General features: G+C 70.9%; 15 protein-coding genes. 4 read left to right on the top strand and 11 right to left on the bottom strand.

Annotated elements, in window-relative coordinates; genetic code table 11:
* Positions 1–229: 229 nt before the first annotated feature.
* Positions 230–844 carry an HAD family acid phosphatase gene (locus tag ACWDEW_RS14805; protein ID WP_450512865.1) on the top strand — a complete coding sequence of 205 codons (615 nt, stop codon included), beginning with the start codon at positions 230–232 and terminating at the stop codon, positions 842–844.
* A gap of 546 nt (positions 845–1390) precedes the next feature.
* On the opposite strand, the gene ACWDEW_RS14800 is transcribed toward ACWDEW_RS14805, so the two are convergent.
* Positions 1391–3916 carry an ATP-dependent Clp protease ATP-binding subunit gene (locus ACWDEW_RS14800; RefSeq protein WP_450512863.1) on the bottom strand — a complete coding sequence of 842 codons (2526 nt, stop codon included), beginning with the start codon at positions 3914–3916 and terminating at the stop codon, positions 1391–1393.
* Between the two features lie 442 nt (positions 3917–4358).
* On the opposite strand from ACWDEW_RS14800, the gene ACWDEW_RS14795 reads away from it, so the two are divergent.
* On the top strand, positions 4359–4985 hold the full coding sequence (locus tag ACWDEW_RS14795) for an SCO3374 family protein (RefSeq protein ID WP_450512861.1): 627 nt from the start codon (positions 4359–4361) through the stop codon (positions 4983–4985).
* Here the strand turns inward: ACWDEW_RS14795 and ACWDEW_RS14790 are convergent.
* From ACWDEW_RS14790 to ACWDEW_RS14745, 10 genes are all read right to left on the bottom strand, one after another.
* On the bottom strand, positions 4964–5299 hold the full coding sequence (locus ACWDEW_RS14790) for a histone-like nucleoid-structuring protein Lsr2 (RefSeq protein WP_019075461.1): 336 nt from the start codon (positions 5297–5299) through the stop codon (positions 4964–4966). The two genes, ACWDEW_RS14795 and ACWDEW_RS14790, sit on opposite strands and share 22 nt — an antisense overlap.
* Before the next feature lie 224 nt (positions 5300–5523).
* Positions 5524–6057 (bottom strand): amino-acid N-acetyltransferase, encoded by a 534-nt coding sequence (locus tag ACWDEW_RS14785; protein ID WP_200715432.1) that lies wholly within the window; start codon positions 6055–6057, stop codon positions 5524–5526.
* Positions 6058–6066: 9 nt separating this feature from the next.
* Positions 6067–6456 carry a BlaI/MecI/CopY family transcriptional regulator gene (locus tag ACWDEW_RS14780; RefSeq protein WP_450512859.1) on the bottom strand — a complete coding sequence of 130 codons (390 nt, stop codon included), beginning with the start codon at positions 6454–6456 and terminating at the stop codon, positions 6067–6069.
* 145 nt (positions 6457–6601) lie between these two features.
* Positions 6602–6781 carry a hypothetical protein gene (locus ACWDEW_RS14775; protein WP_019075458.1) on the bottom strand — a complete coding sequence of 60 codons (180 nt, stop codon included), beginning with the start codon at positions 6779–6781 and terminating at the stop codon, positions 6602–6604.
* Positions 6782–6829: 48 nt separating this feature from the next.
* The gene (locus tag ACWDEW_RS14770; RefSeq protein ID WP_450512922.1) at positions 6830–7477 is read right to left on the bottom strand and encodes a hypothetical protein; all 648 of its coding nucleotides are present in this window, start codon (positions 7475–7477) and stop codon (positions 6830–6832) included.
* 454 nt (positions 7478–7931) lie between these two features.
* Positions 7932–8729: a type III pantothenate kinase gene (locus ACWDEW_RS14765; RefSeq protein WP_019075456.1), complete on the bottom strand. Its 798-nt coding sequence runs from the start codon at positions 8727–8729 to the stop codon at positions 7932–7934.
* A 2-nt stretch (positions 8730–8731) separates the two neighbouring features.
* Positions 8732–9709, bottom strand: a complete 978-nt coding sequence (nadC, locus tag ACWDEW_RS14760; RefSeq protein ID WP_400980182.1) for a carboxylating nicotinate-nucleotide diphosphorylase — start codon at positions 9707–9709, stop codon at positions 8732–8734.
* 5 nt (positions 9710–9714) lie between these two features.
* Positions 9715–11433, bottom strand: coding sequence for an L-aspartate oxidase (locus tag ACWDEW_RS14755; RefSeq protein ID WP_450512856.1), 1719 nt, complete (start codon positions 11431–11433; stop codon positions 9715–9717).
* A complete protein-coding gene (panC, locus tag ACWDEW_RS14750; RefSeq protein ID WP_450512854.1) occupies positions 11430–12437 on the bottom strand; it encodes a pantoate--beta-alanine ligase in 1008 nt (335 codons plus the stop codon). The genes ACWDEW_RS14755 and panC overlap by 4 nt, the downstream gene beginning before the upstream one ends.
* Positions 12434–13354: a Rossmann-like and DUF2520 domain-containing protein gene (locus ACWDEW_RS14745; protein ID WP_450512852.1), complete on the bottom strand. Its 921-nt coding sequence runs from the start codon at positions 13352–13354 to the stop codon at positions 12434–12436. The genes panC and ACWDEW_RS14745 overlap by 4 nt, the downstream gene beginning before the upstream one ends.
* 186 nt (positions 13355–13540) lie before the next feature.
* Here ACWDEW_RS14745 and ACWDEW_RS14740 point away from each other — a divergent pair, with 186 nt between their 5' ends.
* On the top strand, positions 13541–14737 hold the full coding sequence (locus ACWDEW_RS14740) for a threonine aldolase family protein (RefSeq protein ID WP_450512850.1): 1197 nt from the start codon (positions 13541–13543) through the stop codon (positions 14735–14737).
* A gap of 137 nt (positions 14738–14874) precedes the next feature.
* Positions 14875–15984 (top strand): DUF5937 family protein, encoded by a 1110-nt coding sequence (locus tag ACWDEW_RS14735; protein ID WP_450512849.1) that lies wholly within the window; start codon positions 14875–14877, stop codon positions 15982–15984.
* Positions 15985–15991: the final 7 nt, after the last annotated feature.

Below are 15991 nucleotides of genomic sequence, written 5' to 3'. Positions count from 1 at the left end.
GGACGGGCGAATTCGGCATCGCCCGCGCCCCGCAGACCGCCGCCGTACCGGAGGACGTCCTCGCGGCCTTACCCGTCAGGCCCAAGGTCACGAAACAAAGCGGCGTCTTGTGACGCAGACCTCTATGCACCTACCGTCCAGTAACCCTACGGTTCCCCTCACGCCACCCGCGCCCGCGAGCATGCCTTCCGCACCGGCACCGCACAGACGTGAGAGGAACCCCACCCCGATGACGAGACGACGCCCCTGGGCCCGCCGTACCGCCACCGTCGCCGTGACCGCGATCGCCCTCGCGGCGCCGACCGTCCCCGCGCAGGCCGCGACGACGAGCACGGCCACCGCGACCGCCGCGGTGGACTACGCCACCTGGCAGACGGACTGCCAGACGGTCATGAACCAGGCCCTGCCCTACCTGAAGGAGCGCATCGCGGCCACGAAGCCCGGTGAGAAGCAGGCGATCGTCTTCGACATCGACAACACCACCCTGGAGACCGACTTCGGCTTCAGCTGGCCGCAGCCGGCCAACAAGCCGGTGCTCGCGGTCGCCAAGTACGCCCAGGAGCACGGTGTTTCGCTGTTCTTCGTCACGGCCCGCCCCGGCATCATCTACCTGCCGACCGAGTACAACCTCGAACACGACGGCTACGACGTCGACGGCCTCTACGTCCGCGGCCTCCTCGACCTCTTCAAGGACGTCGCCGCCTACAAGACCGCCCAGCGCGCCGACATCGAGTCCAAGGGCTACACGATCATCGCGAACATCGGCAACAGCGCCACCGACCTGTCCGGCGGCCATGCCGAGAAGACCTTCAAACTCCCGGACTACGACGGCCAGTTGTCGTAACCGCCGTCGGGCTCCGTCGGTTCGCTCGACACCAGGGGTGAGGCGGCGGACGGAGCCCGCGCTACTCGGTGGCAAGCCGGCGTCCGGCCCGATCGCGCCGCTGATGAGGAGGCTGTCCGTGCCGGACGGCCCCGGCGCGGGCCCGGTCGACAAGCCGGTCCGGCTCAAGGACCTGGTGTCCTTCCGGGGCGGGAAGCGCGCAGGGGGCGAGAAAGGACGTGCGCAGGTTCGCGGAACGCCTGGTCCGGACAGCGGTGGACTCGCCGGGCGAACCCCCTTCCCTGCCGACGAACAGGCCGCCGTGGCCGATCCGTCGGCCCGCAGGCTGTTGGCCGTCTACGGCCTCTCCGCGGACGCCCGCGTCCTCCTCGACCCGGCGACGCGATGGGCCTGCCCGGGGATCCTGGAGTTCTTCGCACGGCGGTCCACGTCCGGACACCCGCGACACCGTCTTCGAGCGCCGCTGCCGTCGTTGTTCCAAGAACGCGAAAGGGGCCGGTGCCCAAAAGGCACCGACCCCTTTTCCAGCCGTAAAGCCCTGAAGCCCTACGCCTCCTTGCTCAGATTCGGACCGGCTCCACCGGCCGCCTGCTCGATCGGCGGGACGTCCGGCAGTGCCGACTTCTCCTCACCCCGGAAGGTGAAGGCCTTGGCCTCGCCCTCGCCCTCCGTGTCGACGACCACGATGTGGCCGGGGCGCAGCTCGCCGAAGAGGATCTTCTCCGAGAGAGTGTCCTCGATCTCGCGCTGGATCGTGCGACGCAGCGGCCGCGCGCCCAGAACGGGGTCGTAACCCTTCTTGGAGAGGAGCTCCTTGGCGGCCTGGGAGAGCTCGATTCCCATGTCCCGGTCCTTGAGGCGCTCGTCCACCTTGCCGACCATGAGGTCGACGATCTGGAGGATGTCGTCCTGGGTGAGCTGCGGGAAGACGACGACGTCGTCCACGCGGTTGAGGAACTCGGGGCGGAAGTGCTGCTTGAGCTCGTCCGAGACCTTGTTCTTCATGCGCTCGTAGTTGGACTTCGTGTCACCCGTGGCCGCGAAGCCGAGGTTGAAGCCCTTGGAGATGTCCCGCGTGCCGAGGTTGGTCGTCATGATGATGACCGTGTTCTTGAAGTCCACGACCCGGCCCTGGGAGTCGGTCAGGCGACCGTCCTCCAGGATCTGCAGCAGCGAGTTGAAGATGTCCGGGTGGGCCTTCTCGACCTCGTCGAAGAGGACCACCGAGAACGGCTTGCGCCGCACCTTCTCGGTCAGCTGGCCGCCCTCTTCGTAGCCCACGTATCCGGGGGGCGAACCGAAGAGCCGCGAGACCGTGTGCTTCTCGCTGAACTCCGACATGTCGAGGGAGATCAGCGCGTCCTCGTCACCGAAGAGGAACTCGGCGAGGGCCTTGGAGAGTTCCGTCTTACCGACGCCGGACGGGCCGGCGAAGATGAAGGAACCACCAGGGCGCTTCGGGTCCTTGAGGCCCGCACGCGTACGACGGATCGCCTTCGAGAGCGCCTTGACGGCGTCCTTCTGGCCGATGACCCGCTTGTGGAGCTCGTCCTCCATGCGCAGCAGACGCGAGGACTCCTCCTCCGTGAGCTTGAAGACCGGGATGCCGGTGGCGGTCGCGAGGACCTCGGCGATCAGCTCGCCGTCGACCTCGGCGACGACGTCCATGTCGCCGGCCTTCCACTCCTTCTCCCGCTTGGCCTTGGCGGCCAGGAGCTGCTTCTCCTTGTCGCGGAGGGAGGCGGCCTTCTCGAAGTCCTGCGAGTCGATCGCGGACTCCTTGTCGCGGCGGACGCCGGCGATCTTCTCGTCGAACTCGCGGAGGTCCGGCGGCGCGGTCATCCGGCGGATGCGCATCCGGGAGCCGGCCTCGTCGATCAGGTCGATCGCCTTGTCCGGGAGGAAGCGGTCCGAGATGTACCGGTCAGCCAGCGTGGCGGCCTGCACGAGCGCCTCGTCCGTGATGGAGACACGGTGGTGGGCCTCGTAGCGGTCGCGCAGACCCTTGAGGATCTCGATGGTGTGCGGCAGGGACGGCTCCGCGACCTGGATGGGCTGGAAACGGCGCTCAAGGGCCGCGTCCTTCTCCAGGTGCTTGCGGTACTCGTCCAGGGTGGTGGCGCCGATGGTCTGGAGCTCACCGCGGGCCAGCATCGGCTTCAGGATCGAAGCGGCGTCGATGGCGCCCTCGGCGGCACCCGCACCGACCAGCGTGTGCAGCTCGTCGATGAACAGGATGATGTCGCCGCGGGTGCGGATCTCCTTGAGGACCTTCTTCAGGCGCTCCTCGAAGTCACCGCGGTAGCGGGAGCCGGCGACCAGTGCGCCGAGGTCCAGGGTGTAGAGGTGCTTGTCCTTGAGGGTCTCGGGCACCTCGCCCTTGACGATGGCCTGGGCGAGGCCCTCGACGACGGCGGTCTTGCCGACGCCGGGCTCACCGATCAGGACCGGGTTGTTCTTGGTGCGGCGGGACAGCACCTGCATGACCCGCTCGATCTCCTTCTCGCGCCCGATGACCGGGTCGAGCTTGGACTCACGAGCGGCCTGGGTGAGGTTCCGGCCGAACTGGTCGAGGACCAGGGACGTCGAGGGGGTGCCCTCCGCAGGGCCGCCGGCGGTGGCGGTCTCCTTGCCCTGGTAACCGGAGAGCAGCTGGATCACCTGCTGCCGCACACGGTTGAGATCAGCGCCCAGCTTGACCAGGACCTGGGCGGCGACGCCCTCGCCCTCACGGATCAGGCCGAGCAGGATGTGCTCCGTGCCGATGTAGTTGTGGCCCAGCTGAAGGGCCTCGCGGAGCGACAGCTCCAGGACCTTCTTGGCACGGGGAGTGAAGGGGATGTGACCGGACGGCGCCTGCTGGCCCTGTCCGATGATCTCCTCAACCTGCTGGCGGACCGCCTCAAGCGAAATGCCGAGGCTCTCCAGGGCCTTTGCGGCGACACCCTCACCCTCGTGGATGAGACCCAGGAGGATGTGCTCGGTGCCGATGTAGTTGTGGTTGAGCATCCGGGCTTCTTCCTGAGCCAGGACGACAACCCGCCGCGCGCGGTCGGTGAACCTCTCGAACATCGTTAATCGCTCCTCAGAGCGGTCAGGCAGTAAGGGGACGCTCCCCTCCCTGTCCTTCCGCAGCTTAGTCCCGCAAGCGGGGACCGCTCATTCCAACTGCCGACACCGGACCGAGAACCAACACTGCCTCCTGAACCCGAACGCCGACATCTGCTCCAACCTGATGGTGCGAGACGATGTTCCCGCAGGCCAGGCAGTTACCCTCACCATGAGTACGCCGATGGCGAACGTGAGACGCCAATTTCTGCGTGTCGCCCCCTCCCACTAGGGATTGTCTTACCCGTACGGACTGACACTCCATGCCGAGCACACCGATTCCCTCCGCTACGGGCGAACAACCTTGCGCGGTCCGACACCCCCGAACGCCCCTTTTTCCAGCACCCTGCGCAATCACCGGACCACCCAGCGTAACTCTCGGGCCGGTTCGGCGGTTGCACTTGGCATGGTTGGCACAGTTCCCCCGGTCACCACGGTCCCCTCCCCCCGTCGCCCGCTCGATCCGGACGACCGGCGGCGGCACTGGTACGAGAACGAACTCGGGTGGCGGACGGTGCCCGGAGAACCGTTGCGGCTCGTCACGGGGCTGCTGTTCGACGTCCTGGACGTGCCGGTCGAGGCCGGTGTCGCGGCGCTGTGGCGGCTGGGGCCCACCTCTCCGGTGGCCGTACGGGGCGACCGGATGCGGCTGCTGGTGGCCGCGGGCAGCGCGGAGGAGTTGCCGGGGCTGCTGGACTGGCTGGAGTGGGGCGCTCTGGCGCCGGCGCTGGATCTGGTGGCGCTCGGCGAGGGCGGGCACATGGAGGCACCGCCGGTCCCCGGGACGGGGCCCGCGAAGGGACACCAGGGGCAGCCGCTTCCCGCGGATCGCCCGGGTCCCGTGCAGGGGGCCGCCGTATGGCTGCGGCCCCCCGAGACGGGGCGCGAGGTCGAGGCCTCGCTGCCGACACTGTCGGCCGTGGGGGGCGTTGGGGACGCCCCTGATCTCGTACGACTGGTGGACACAGTGGCCACACAGTGCCACCGGGTCCGGCTGCGGCGCTCGTGCGCTCAGCCGTTGGCCTTTTCGTAGGCCTCGCGAATGGACGCGGGAACACGGCCGCGGTCGTTGACCTCGTAGCCGTTCTCCTTGGCCCACGCGCGGATCTGCGCGGTGTCCTGGCTGCCACCGGTAGCGGCGCGCGCCTTTCCACGACCGCCCGAAGCACGGCCACCGGTACGGCGTCCGCCCTTCACGTAAGCGTCGAGAAGACCACGGAGCTTGTCCGCATTCGCGGTGGTGAGATCGATCTCGTACGTCTTGCCGTCCAGCGCGAACGTCACCGTCTCGTCCGCCTCGCCGCCGTCGAGGTCGTCGACAAGAAGGACCTGAACCTTCTGTGCCACCGGATTTCCTTTCATCGATAACTTGCGGGCCTGGGGTCTGCGGCGTCCGCCGTTTCGCCGTCCCCTGTTATATGCAGTACTGCAGTACGTCGGAAAGCAAACCGCTTTTGCTGGAAAAACACAAACCCCTGGGAGAGACCGAGTGACCGCCCCGGTCCGGAAAGATGCGCGTTTCGGACATAGGGAACCTGGGCAGGGCGTCCGGGCCGAATTGAGCGCAGCGATCACAGATGCAGAAGCATCCGGCTGTTGCCCAAGGTGTTCGGTTTCACTCGTTCGAGACCCAGGAACTCCGCCACGCCCTCGTCATAGGAACGCAACAGCTCCGCGTAGACATCGGTGTCAACGGGTGTCTCACCGATCTCCACGAAGCCGTGCTTGGAGAAGAAGTCCACTTCGAAGGTGAGACAGAAAACGCGACGAACGCCTAGCCAACGGGCCGTGTGCAGCAACTTCTCCAGCAACTGATGACCTACACCGGCGCCCTTCAACCCGGGCTTCACGGCGAGAGTACGGACTTCCGCGAGGTCTTCCCACATGACGTGCAGTGCGCCGCAGCCGACGACCTCCGCGTTGTCGTCGCGTTCGGCGACCCAGAACTCCTGTATGTCCTCGTAAAGAGTCACGGTCGCTTTGTCGAGCAGGATGCGACCGCGAACGTAGGCGTCAAGGAGTCGGCGCACCGCCGGGACATCCCCGGTCCGGGCCCGCCGGACGGTGATGGCTTTCGCGGTGACTTCTGGGTGCTCTGCTGACATGAGCGGACGCTATCGCCCGCCGCCGGAGGACGCGGAGCCGGGGTTCTCGACGCCATCCGCGGGTTCGGGTGTTTCCGGTCCCTGGACGATGCGTACGGCGCTGCGCAGGGCCTCACGCTGTTCGTCGCTCATCATCCCGAAGAAGGCGACGAGAGCGGCCGCGGGGTTGTCGCTCTGGGACCAGGCGTCGTTCATCAGGGCGGCGGAGTAGGCGGCCCGTGTGGAGACGGCCTCATATCGATACGCCCGGCCTTCCGCCTCGCGACGCACCCAGCCCTTCTGATGGAGATTGTCCAAAACGGTCATCACCGTGGTGTACGCGATCGACCGTTCCTGCTGAAGGTCTTCCAGGACTTCTCGAACGGTCACCGGGCGGTTCCACTTCCACACCCGCGTCATGACCGAGTCTTCGAGTTCTCCCAATGGGCGAGGCACAGCTCAGAACCATAGTGGAAAAGGAACAAAAAGGGCGTACGACTCGGATAAGCACGCGCGCGCGTGCGGGAGTCGTACGCCCTTGAAGGCGCCGCCGAAAAGGCGGGGGTCAGGCTTCGGTGGTCGAGGAGGCCTGGCGGGCGCTCTCCGCGCGCGCGATGGCGGCGTCGACGGCCGCGTCCTCCTTGGCCTTCATGGCCCCGCCCTGGGTCTTCACGATGACCCGGATCAGTCCGATGAAGAACACGGCCATGACGACCGGGGGCACGAGCGCGGAGACATAGTCCATGCCCTCCAGAGTAGCCACGGGCCCGGGCGCCGACGGGGCGGGGTCGGTTCAGCCGGCGGCGAGCTGCTGCGGCGGATTCGCGGGCGGCGGCGCCGGTTTGCGCCGGGGGAAGACCTCGCCCGGGGTGGGGATCGGCCGGGACGGCTTCGGGGCGGCGGGCGCGGGTGCGGGCGCCGGACGCTCCACGGGCTTGCGTACGGGCTCCTTGGCGTCCTCCCCGGCCAGTTCCCCGGCGGTCGCGGAAAGGCCGCCCGAGCGGCCTCCGGGGAGCGCCAGGAGGCGGGTGCGGGAGGCGGGGACGGTCGGGGCGGGGCGGGCGGCCGTACGGCGGGCCAGGCGGGCGCGTACGTCCTGTTCGGCGAGGGTGAGGCAGCGGTCGAGGAGGGCTGCGGCGGCCGGGTTCCCGCGCAGCGCACGCAGCGCGGAGAGGTCGCCGACGTCCGGGCGGTACCCGGCGCCGAGCGCCTCCTCCAGGAGCGTGAGGTAGCCCGCGGTGGTGCCGGGCAGGGCGGCGCGGTACCGGGCGAGGTCGGCGACCAGGAAGGCGCGCAGCCGGACCCCCTCGTGCACCGCTTCGTCGAGGGATTCGGCGAGCCGGAGACAGTCCTTGACGTCCTCGGCGGAGGCGGTTCTGGGCTGGAGGGCGAGGGCGAGAGCGCGACGGAGCACACGCAGCTCCTCCGCACCGAACGCCATGCCGCCGCGGGATCCGTATGGCGTGGGCATGCGGCGACGATACGCGCTAATCAGACAAATTCGACATAGGGGGCGGGTGTGGCGCGGGCTTTTCGCCCGGCGGTGGGCAGCGGCTGCCCGGCCGGGCACCGGCGGCCGCGCCATGCCTGGTACCCGGATGCTCCGACGCGTGCACGGCAGCCGTCCGGGCGCGACGGCACCCCGTGGGCGCGGTCGGCGACGCCTCGCGCGCGTGAGCGACACCGGCGGGGCAGCAGCTGACCGGCCGCGCACCCGGTAGCCGCACCACAGCCAGCCGGTACCTACGGCTCCGTCGCATGCACGGCAGCCGCCCCCCGGAGCGCGGCTGCCCCCTGCGGGCGCGGGAAGCGGCACCTCGCGGGCACGCGCGAGGGACGCCGACCGAGAGCGCCGCCCGGCGGCAGGCGGTCTCGTCCCGGCGCCGGGCACCGGCTCACATCCGCGACACGTTCCGCTCGTAGACCAGGCGGAGGCCGATCAGGGTCAGCCAGGGCTCGTGCTCGTCGATGACCGAGGCCTCGCCCAGGACCATCGGGGCGAGGCCTCCGGTCGCGATGACCGTCACGTCCTCCGGGTCGTCGGCCAGCTCCTTGGCCATCCGGGTGACGACTCCGTCGACCTGGCCGGCGAAGCCGTAGACGATGCCGGACTGCATCGCCTCGACGGTGTTCTTCCCGATCACGCTGCGCGGCCGGGCCACCTCGATCTTGCGCAGCTGGGCGCCCTTGACGCCGAGCGCCTCGACCGAGATCTCGATACCGGGGGCGATGACACCGCCGACGTACTCCCCGCGCGCGGAGACCGCGTCGAACGTGGTCGCCGTGCCGAAGTCGACGACGATCGCGGGCCCCCCGTAGAGCTCGACCGCGGCGACCGCGTTGATGATGCGGTCCGCGCCGACCTCCTTGGGGTTGTCGGTCAGGATCGGGACGCCCGTCTTGACGCCCGGCTCGACGAGGACGGCGGGCACGTCTCCGTAGTAGCGGCGGGTCACCTCGCGCAGTTCGTGCAGGACGGACGGCACGGTGGCGCAGATCGCGATGCCGTCGATGCCGTCGCCCAGCTCCTCCCCGAGGAGCGGGTGCATGCCCATGAGGCCCTGGAGGAGGACGGCGAGTTCGTCGGCGGTGCGGCGCGCGTCGGTGGAGATCCGCCAGTGCTCGACGATGTCCTCGCCGTCGAACAGACCGAGGACGGTGTGCGTGTTGCCCACGTCGATCGTGAGGAGCATGACTACTGCGCCTCACGGAGGTCGAGGCCGATGTCCAGGATCGGCGCGGAGTGGGTCAGGGCGCCCACGGCGAGGTAGTCCACCCCGGTGTCCGCGTACGCCTTGGCGTTGTCCAGGGTGAGCCGTCCCGAGGCCTCCAGGGCGGCGCGGCCGTGCACGATGCCGACGGCCTCGGCGCACTCGCCGGGCGTGAAGTTGTCCAGGAGGATCAGGTCGGCGCCGGCGTCCAGGACCTCGCGGAGCTGGTGCAGGGTGTCGACCTCGACCTCGATCGCCACCTCCGGGAAGGCCTCCCGTACGGCCTTGAAGGCCTGGGCGACGCCGCCCGCGGCGACCACGTGGTTGTCCTTGACGAGGGCCGCGTCCGACAGCGACATGCGGTGGTTGACGCCGCCGCCGCAGCGGACCGCGTACTTCTCCAGGGAGCGCAGGCCCGGCGTCGTCTTGCGGGTGTCGCGGACCTTCGTCCTCGTGCCCTCCAGCGCGTCGGCCCACGCGCGCGTGGCGGTCGCGATGCCGGAGAGGCGGCACAGGAGGTTGAGCGCGCTGCGCTCGGCGGTCAGCAGGTCACGCGTGCGCGTGGTGACCGACAGGAGCTTCTGCCCGGCCTCCACACGGTCGCCGTCCTCCGCGTGCCGCTCGACCTCGAACTCGTCGGTGCAGACCACGGAGATCACCGCTTCGGCGACCCTGAGGCCCGCCACGACACCGGCCTCGCGCGCGGTGAAGTCGGCGGTGGCGACGGCCCCTTCGGGGATGGTCGCCACGGTCGTCACGTCGACACCGCCGTCCAGGTCCTCCTGGACGGCGACATTGGCGATGTCCTCGACCTCCACGGGGTCGAGACCCGCGTCGGCCAGGAGCTCGGCGAGCGCGGGGTCCAGGCCGCACTCCAGGTACTCCGCGTCGGCGCCCGCGCCACAGGCACAGCCGTCGCCGCAGCCGCCGCTGTCGGCGAGGGGAAGGTCGGGGGTGCTCACTTCTGTCACTGCTCCTGGGGACGGTGCTGCCGGGTCGGGGGGAAGTCTGCGGTGTCCGTGGTGTGCACGGCGAGCGTGCGGTCGGGATTCAGCCGTACGACGATGTGGCGGCGCCAGGCGCTGTCGTCGCGCTCGGCGTGGTCCTCGCGCCAGTGGCAGCCCCGGGTCTCCTCGCGCCGCGCGGCGGCGGTGACCAGGACGCGGGCCACGCACAGGAGGTTGGTGGCCTCCCAGGTGTCGACGCCGGGCTCGGCGGTCTTGCCGTTCTCGTCGAGCGCGTCACGGGCGTCGGTGTGCAGCTGCTGGAGCTGTCCGGCGGCCCTGGCGAGGGATTCGGCGGAGCGCAGGACGCCCGCGCCCTCGGTCATGATCCGCTGGATCGCGAAGCGGGCCTCGGGGGCGAGCAGCGGGTGCGCGGGCTTCTGGGGGTGCGGGACCGGTTCGGGCACGCGCGCGTGGAGGGCGTTTTCGGTCTGGCTCGCGGTGATGTCGGCGACGATCCGCTCGGCGTAGACGAGGCCTTCGAGGAGGGAGTTGGAGGCGAGCCGGTTCGCGCCGTGCACTCCGGTGCAGGCGACCTCGCCGCACGCGTAGAGGCCGGGGACGGTCGTACGGCCCCGGGAGTCGGTGCGGACGCCGCCGGAGGCGTAGTGGGCGGCCGGGGCGACCGGGACGGGCTCGGTGACCGGGTCGATGCCGTGGCTGCGGCAGGCGGCGAGGATCGTCGGGAACCGGTGCTCCCACATGTCGGCGCCGAAGTGCCGGGCGTCGAGGAACATGTGCTCGGCGTCCTGCTCCAGCATGCGCCGCGTGATGCCCTTGGCGACGATGTCCCGGGGCGCGAGCTCGGCCAGTTCGTGCTGGCCCACCATGAAGCGCACGCCGTCGGCGTCGACAATGTGGGCGCCCTCGCCGCGCACCGCCTCGGAGACGAGGGGCTGCTGGCCCTCCGCGTCGGCGCCGAGGAAGAGCACGGTCGGGTGGAACTGCACGAACTCCAGGTCGGAGACCTCGGCGCCCGCGCGGAGTGCGAGCGCGACTCCGTCGCCGGTCGACACGGACGGATTGGTGGTGGCCGAGAAGACCTGCCCCATGCCGCCGGTCGCGAGGACCACGGCGGGCGCGTGCACGGCGCCCACACCGTCGTGCTGGCCCTCTCCCATGACGTGCAGGGTGACGCCCGCCGTACGGCCCTCCTCGTCCGTCAGGAGGTCCAGCACGAGCGCGTTCTCGATCGTGCGCAGGCCACGCGCGTGCACGGCCTCGACGAGCGCCCGGGAGACCTCCGCGCCGGTCGCGTCGCCGCCCGCGTGCGCGATACGGCGCCGGTGGTGGCCGCCCTCGCGGGCCAGTTCCAGTCCTCCTTCGGAGGACTCGTCGAAGTGGGCGCCGGTCTCGATGAGCCGCCGTACGGCGTCGGGGCCCTCGGTGACGAGGATCCGTACGGCCTCCTCGTCGCACAGGCCCGCGCCCGCCACCAGGGTGTCGTCCAGGTGCTGTTCGGGGGTGTCGCCCTCCCCGAGGGCCGCGGCGATACCTCCCTGGGCCCAGCGGGTGGAACCGTCGTCGAGACGGGCCTTGGTGACGACGACCGTCCGCAGACCCGCCGCCTCGCAGCGCAGGGCCGCGGTCAGCCCGGCCACTCCGGAGCCGACGACCACCACGTCCGCGTCGATGGACCACCCGGGGGCGGGCGCGTGCAGTCGTATGCCTGTGCTGGTCACGAGGCGGCTCCGAGGGTTCCGAAAGCGAGTGGGATGTTGTCGATCAGCCGGGTCGTCCCGACCCGGGCGGCTACGGCGAGGACGGCCTCGCCGGTGAAGTCCTCGTCGACGTCGGTGAAGTCGGACGGGTCGACCAGGGCGAGGTAGTCCAGGGTGAGCGGCGGGTCGAGGCGGGCGGCGTCGTCGAGGACCAGGCGGGCGGCGGCGCGGACGGACGCCGGGCTGCCGGGGCCGGGGACGGCCTTGGCGACGGCGTGCGCGTCGGCCGCCGCGCGGGACTCCCCTATGGCGCTGAGCGCCTCGGCACGCGCGTGCGTGGCGGGCACCTCGCGGGCCCGCGCGCGCAGCGCCTCCTGGGCGGCGTGCCGGTCGCGGCCGGCGAACAGGGCCTGCGAGAGGGCGAGCGCGGTGCGCCGCTCCTGGAGGGAGAGATAGCGGTTGCGGCTGGAGAGGGCAAGGCCGTCGGCCTCGCGCACCGTCGGCACGCCGACGATCTCGGTGCCGAAGTTCAGGTCACGCACCATGCGGCGGATCAGGGCGAGTTGCTGGGCGTCCTTCTGGCCGAACAGGGCGGTGTCGGGGCGGGTCAGGTGCAGCAGCTTGGCGACGACGGTGAGCATGCCGTCGAAGTGGCCGGGGCGGGCGGCACCCTCCAGGCGTTCGCCCATGGGGCCCGCCGAGATGCGGACCTGGGGTTCTCCGCCGGGGTAGACCTCGTCCACGGAGGGCGCGAACACGACGTCCGCGCCCGCCTGTTCGGCGATCTTGAGATCGGCGTCCAGGGTGCGCGGGTAGCGGTCGAGGTCCTCGCCCTCGCCGAACTGCAGCGGGTTCACGAAGACGGTGACCACGACCTCGCCGTCCGGTCCGGCGAGCTCGCGCGCGGTGCGGACCAGGGTGGCGTGGCCCTCGTGCAGGGCGCCCATCGTCATGACGACTGCGCGTCGGCCCGCGCGCGGGCGTGCGTGCAGTTCGTCTGCGGTGTGCAGCAGGGTGGTGGTCATCCGGCATCTCCCTCGGTGCCGTTGGCGAGTACGCCGAGGAGGTCCTCGGCGAGTTCCGGCTTGAGCAGCCCGTGGGCCAGGGCCCGGTCGGCGGTCGCGCGGGCCATCGCCAGATAGCCGGCGACGGTCTGCGGGGCGTGCTTGCGCAGCTCGGTGACGTGCGCGGCGACGGTGCCCGCGTCCCCGCGCGCGACGGGGCCGGTCAGTGCCGCGTCACCGGAGCGCAGTGCATTGTCCAGGGCGGCGCCCAGCAGCGGGCCGAGCATGCGGTCGGGGGCCTCGACGCCGGCCGTGCGCAGCAGCTCCATGGACTCGGCGACCAAGGTGACCAGGTGGTTGGCGCCCAGCGCGAGGGCCGCGTGGTACAGCGGGCGGTTCTCCTCGGCGATCCACTCGGGCTCGCCGCCCATCTCGATCACCAGGGCCTCGGCCGCCAGCCGCAGTTCCTCGGGGGCGGTGACCCCGAAGGAGCAGCCTGCGAGCCGCTGGACGTCCACAGGAGTGCCCGTGAAGGTCATCGCGGGGTGCAGGGCCAGCGGCAGCGCGCCGACCCGCAGAGCGGGGTCCAGGACCTTCACGCCGTACCGCCCGGAGGTGTGCACGAGGAGCTGCCCGGGACGTACGGCGCCGGTGTCGGCGAGGCCCTCGACGAGCCCGGGCAGCGCGTCGTCCGGGACGGTGAGCAGCACCAGGTCGGCGCGCTCCAGGACCTGGGCGGGCGTGAGGACCGGCACGTCGGGGAGCATCAGCGCGGCCCGTCGCCTGGAGGCGTCGGAGACCCCGGAGACGGCCACCGGGCGGTGCCCGGCGAGCTGGAGGGACGCGGCCAGTGCGGGACCCACCCTGCCGGCGCCGACGACGCCGACGGCGAGCCGCGCGGGGCGGTCCTTGGGCTCTGGCTGTTGGAATGTACTCACGCGAGTGCGGCCTTCCCGTTCCAGTCCGCTCCGGGTACCGGACGATTTCTCGTCATGTTAACGCGATCGGTTCGAAGGGGGTCCGGTTGTCCACAGGCTGTGGGTTGTCACACAGCCCGCGGCGGACGGGAAGGCCGCTGGAAACCCGGGTGCCCGAACGGACGTGCGCCGGGCATCATCCGGAGCATGAGCGATGCGGCGGAACAGAGTGATCAAGAGGCAGAGCCGGCGACCGACGAGGAACGGAACCTGGAACGCCGTAAACGGCGCATCGCCGCGACCCGGAACGCCGAGCGGTCCCTCGCGCGCCTCGGGTTCCTGGGCCCGCTCCGGGAGCGGCTCGCCTTCGTGCAGGAGGCGGCCGAACTGCACGACCTGGACGAGGCGTCGGACATGTACGGCAGCGAGGTCGTCGAGACCCTGGAGAAGCGGGTCGCCGAACTGCTCGGCAAGGAGGCCGCGGCCTTCTTCCCCACGGGCACGATGGCGCAGCAGGTGGCCCTGCGCTGCTGGGCGGGCCGCACCGGGAACCCGGCGGTCGCCCTGCACCCGCTGTCGCACCCGGAAGTGCACGAACGGCACGCCCTCACCCAGGTCAGCGGCTTGCGCCCAGTCCATGTGACGAGCGAGCCCCGGCAGCCGACCGCCGACGAGGTGCACGACTTCCCGGAGCCCTTCGGGACGCTGATGCTCGAACTGCCCCTCCGGGACGCCGGTTTCGTCCTGCCCTCCTGGGAGGAGCTCTCCGCCGTCGTGGACGCCGCGCACGAGCGCGACGCGGTGGTCCACTTCGACGGCGCCCGCCTGTGGGAGTCCACCGCCCACTTCGGCCGCCCGCTCGACGAGATCGCGGGCCTGGCGGACAGCGTCTACGTGTCGTTCTACAAGTCCCTCGACGCCCTCGGCGGCGCCGCCCTCGCCGGCCCGAAGACCCTGATCGACGAGGCGAGGACCTGGCGGCACCGCTACGGAGGCATGGTCTTCCAGCAGTTCCCCACCGTGCTGACCGCGCTCGCGGGCCTGGACCGGGAGCTGCCCCGGCTGCCCGCGTACGTGGCCCACGCGCGCGTGGTCGCCGAGGCGCTGCGCGAGGGGTTCGCGGCAGCCGGGGTGCCGTGGATGCGCGTCCACCCCGAGCAGCCGCACACACTCGACTTCCAGGTCTGGCTGCCGTACGACCGCGACGCCGTCACCGAGGCCGCGATCCGGACAACGGAGGAGACGAGGACCGCCCTCTTCTCCAATCCCTGGGACGCGAAGGCTCCGGGGCTGGCCATGACGGAGGTCTACGTACGGGCCGCCGCCCTGGAGTGGACGGCCGAGGACGTGAAGGCGGCGGTCGCGGACTTCGTGCTCCGGCTGAAGGAGGAGACCGGGGGCTGAGGGGCGTCCACCTGGTGGGACGGTCTTGGCGTTCGTTGGCAGGTGGGGCCACGTCGCCGTCCGGCGGCCGTCGCGTCGATTGACGGGCGCCGTCAATCGACGGGGGCGTTGTCAGTGGTGGGGTGCACGATGGGGGCATGAGCGTGCACATCGACATCACGGGGCTGCGGCAGGAGCAGGTCGTCTTCGCGCCCTCGCCCCTGGGCGAGCTGTGCATGGCGCTGCACGCGATGTCGGAGCCGGGGCACCATCCCGGTCTCCAGGGGTGGGTGGCCGGCGTCACCGCGCGGCTCGACCCGCATCTGGCGGACCGGATGTGCGAGGCGGACTTCCTGTGGCGGTCGACGTTCTCCGACCTGTTCCTGCCGTACGCGGGCATTCCCGGCCGCAGCACGCTCCCCGGGACGACCCTCGCCGAAGAGCTGGACCTGGTGGACAAGCTGACGGACGAGCAGTTCGTGGACGCGGCACTGGAGTTCACCACCTGCGCGCTCACCTACGCCACCGGCGGGCCCGGCCCGCTCTCGGACGCCACGATCAGGCTGCGCGCCCTGGAGCAGGCCGCGACCCGCGGTCCGCGTCAACTGGCGTTCACCGAGCGGCTGCTGGCCGACCCGCCGCGGACCAGGGCGTGGCTGCGCCAGTTCCTGGAGGACTGCGACGAGGCGTTCTTCGCGGAGACCTGGTCCCGGATGCAGCACCAGCTCACGGCCGACGCCCGCCACAAGACGGACCTCCTGCGGCACAAGGGCCTCGCGGAGGCACTGACGTCGATGTCCACCGCGGTGACGCTCGACGAGAGCGCCACCCGCATCACGGTCGACAAGCTCGGCGACGGTCGTACGGCGACCCGGGACGGCGGCCTCCTCCTGGTCCCCACCAGCCTGGGCTGGCCGCATCTGACGGTCCTGTACCGCTACGGCTGGCAGCCCGTCGTGCACTACCCCGTGGGGTCGCCCAAGTTCGCCGCGCCGACCTCCCTGGAGCAGCTGACCCTGCGGATGACCGCCCTGTCCCACCCGGTCCGTATGCGCCTGTGCCGCAGCCTGGCCCGCACCGCGTTCACCACCAGCGAGCTGGCCCAGGTGCACGGCATGACCGCCCCGGAGATATCCCGTCACCTCGGCGTCCTGAAGAAGGCCGGCCTGGTCACCACCCGCCGCCGCGGCCGCTACGTCCTGCACCAGCTGGACGTCACGATGGTGGCCCGCCTGGGCAGCGACTTCCTGGAGGGCATCCTCAGGTAGGCGCGGC

The organism is Streptomyces sp. NPDC001100 (genome assembly GCF_053598575.1).
Note: the sequence above shows the minus strand (reverse complement) of the source record. Positions and strands in the feature narration are given on the sequence as shown.

Coding starts and splice junctions, on each gene's coding strand:
- ACWDEW_RS14805 (WP_450512865.1), top strand. CDS start 230: ATGACGAGACGACGCCCCTGGGCCCGCCGTACCGCCACCGTCGCCGTG.
- ACWDEW_RS14800 (WP_450512863.1), bottom strand. CDS start 3,916: ATGTTCGAGAGGTTCACCGACCGCGCGCGGCGGGTTGTCGTCCTGGCT.
- ACWDEW_RS14795 (WP_450512861.1), top strand. CDS start 4,359: ATGGTTGGCACAGTTCCCCCGGTCACCACGGTCCCCTCCCCCCGTCGC.
- ACWDEW_RS14785 (WP_200715432.1), bottom strand. CDS start 6,057: ATGTCAGCAGAGCACCCAGAAGTCACCGCGAAAGCCATCACCGTCCGG.
- ACWDEW_RS14780 (WP_450512859.1), bottom strand. CDS start 6,456: ATGACGCGGGTGTGGAAGTGGAACCGCCCGGTGACCGTTCGAGAAGTC.
- ACWDEW_RS14775 (WP_019075458.1), bottom strand. CDS start 6,781: ATGGACTATGTCTCCGCGCTCGTGCCCCCGGTCGTCATGGCCGTGTTC.
- ACWDEW_RS14770 (WP_450512922.1), bottom strand. CDS start 7,477: ATGGCGTTCGGTGCGGAGGAGCTGCGTGTGCTCCGTCGCGCTCTCGCC.
- ACWDEW_RS14765 (WP_019075456.1), bottom strand. CDS start 8,729: ATGCTCCTCACGATCGACGTGGGCAACACGCACACCGTCCTCGGTCTG.
- panC (WP_450512854.1), bottom strand. CDS start 12,437: ATGACCACCACCCTGCTGCACACCGCAGACGAACTGCACGCACGCCCG.
- ACWDEW_RS14740 (WP_450512850.1), top strand. CDS start 13,541: ATGAGCGATGCGGCGGAACAGAGTGATCAAGAGGCAGAGCCGGCGACC.
- ACWDEW_RS14735 (WP_450512849.1), top strand. CDS start 14,875: ATGAGCGTGCACATCGACATCACGGGGCTGCGGCAGGAGCAGGTCGTC.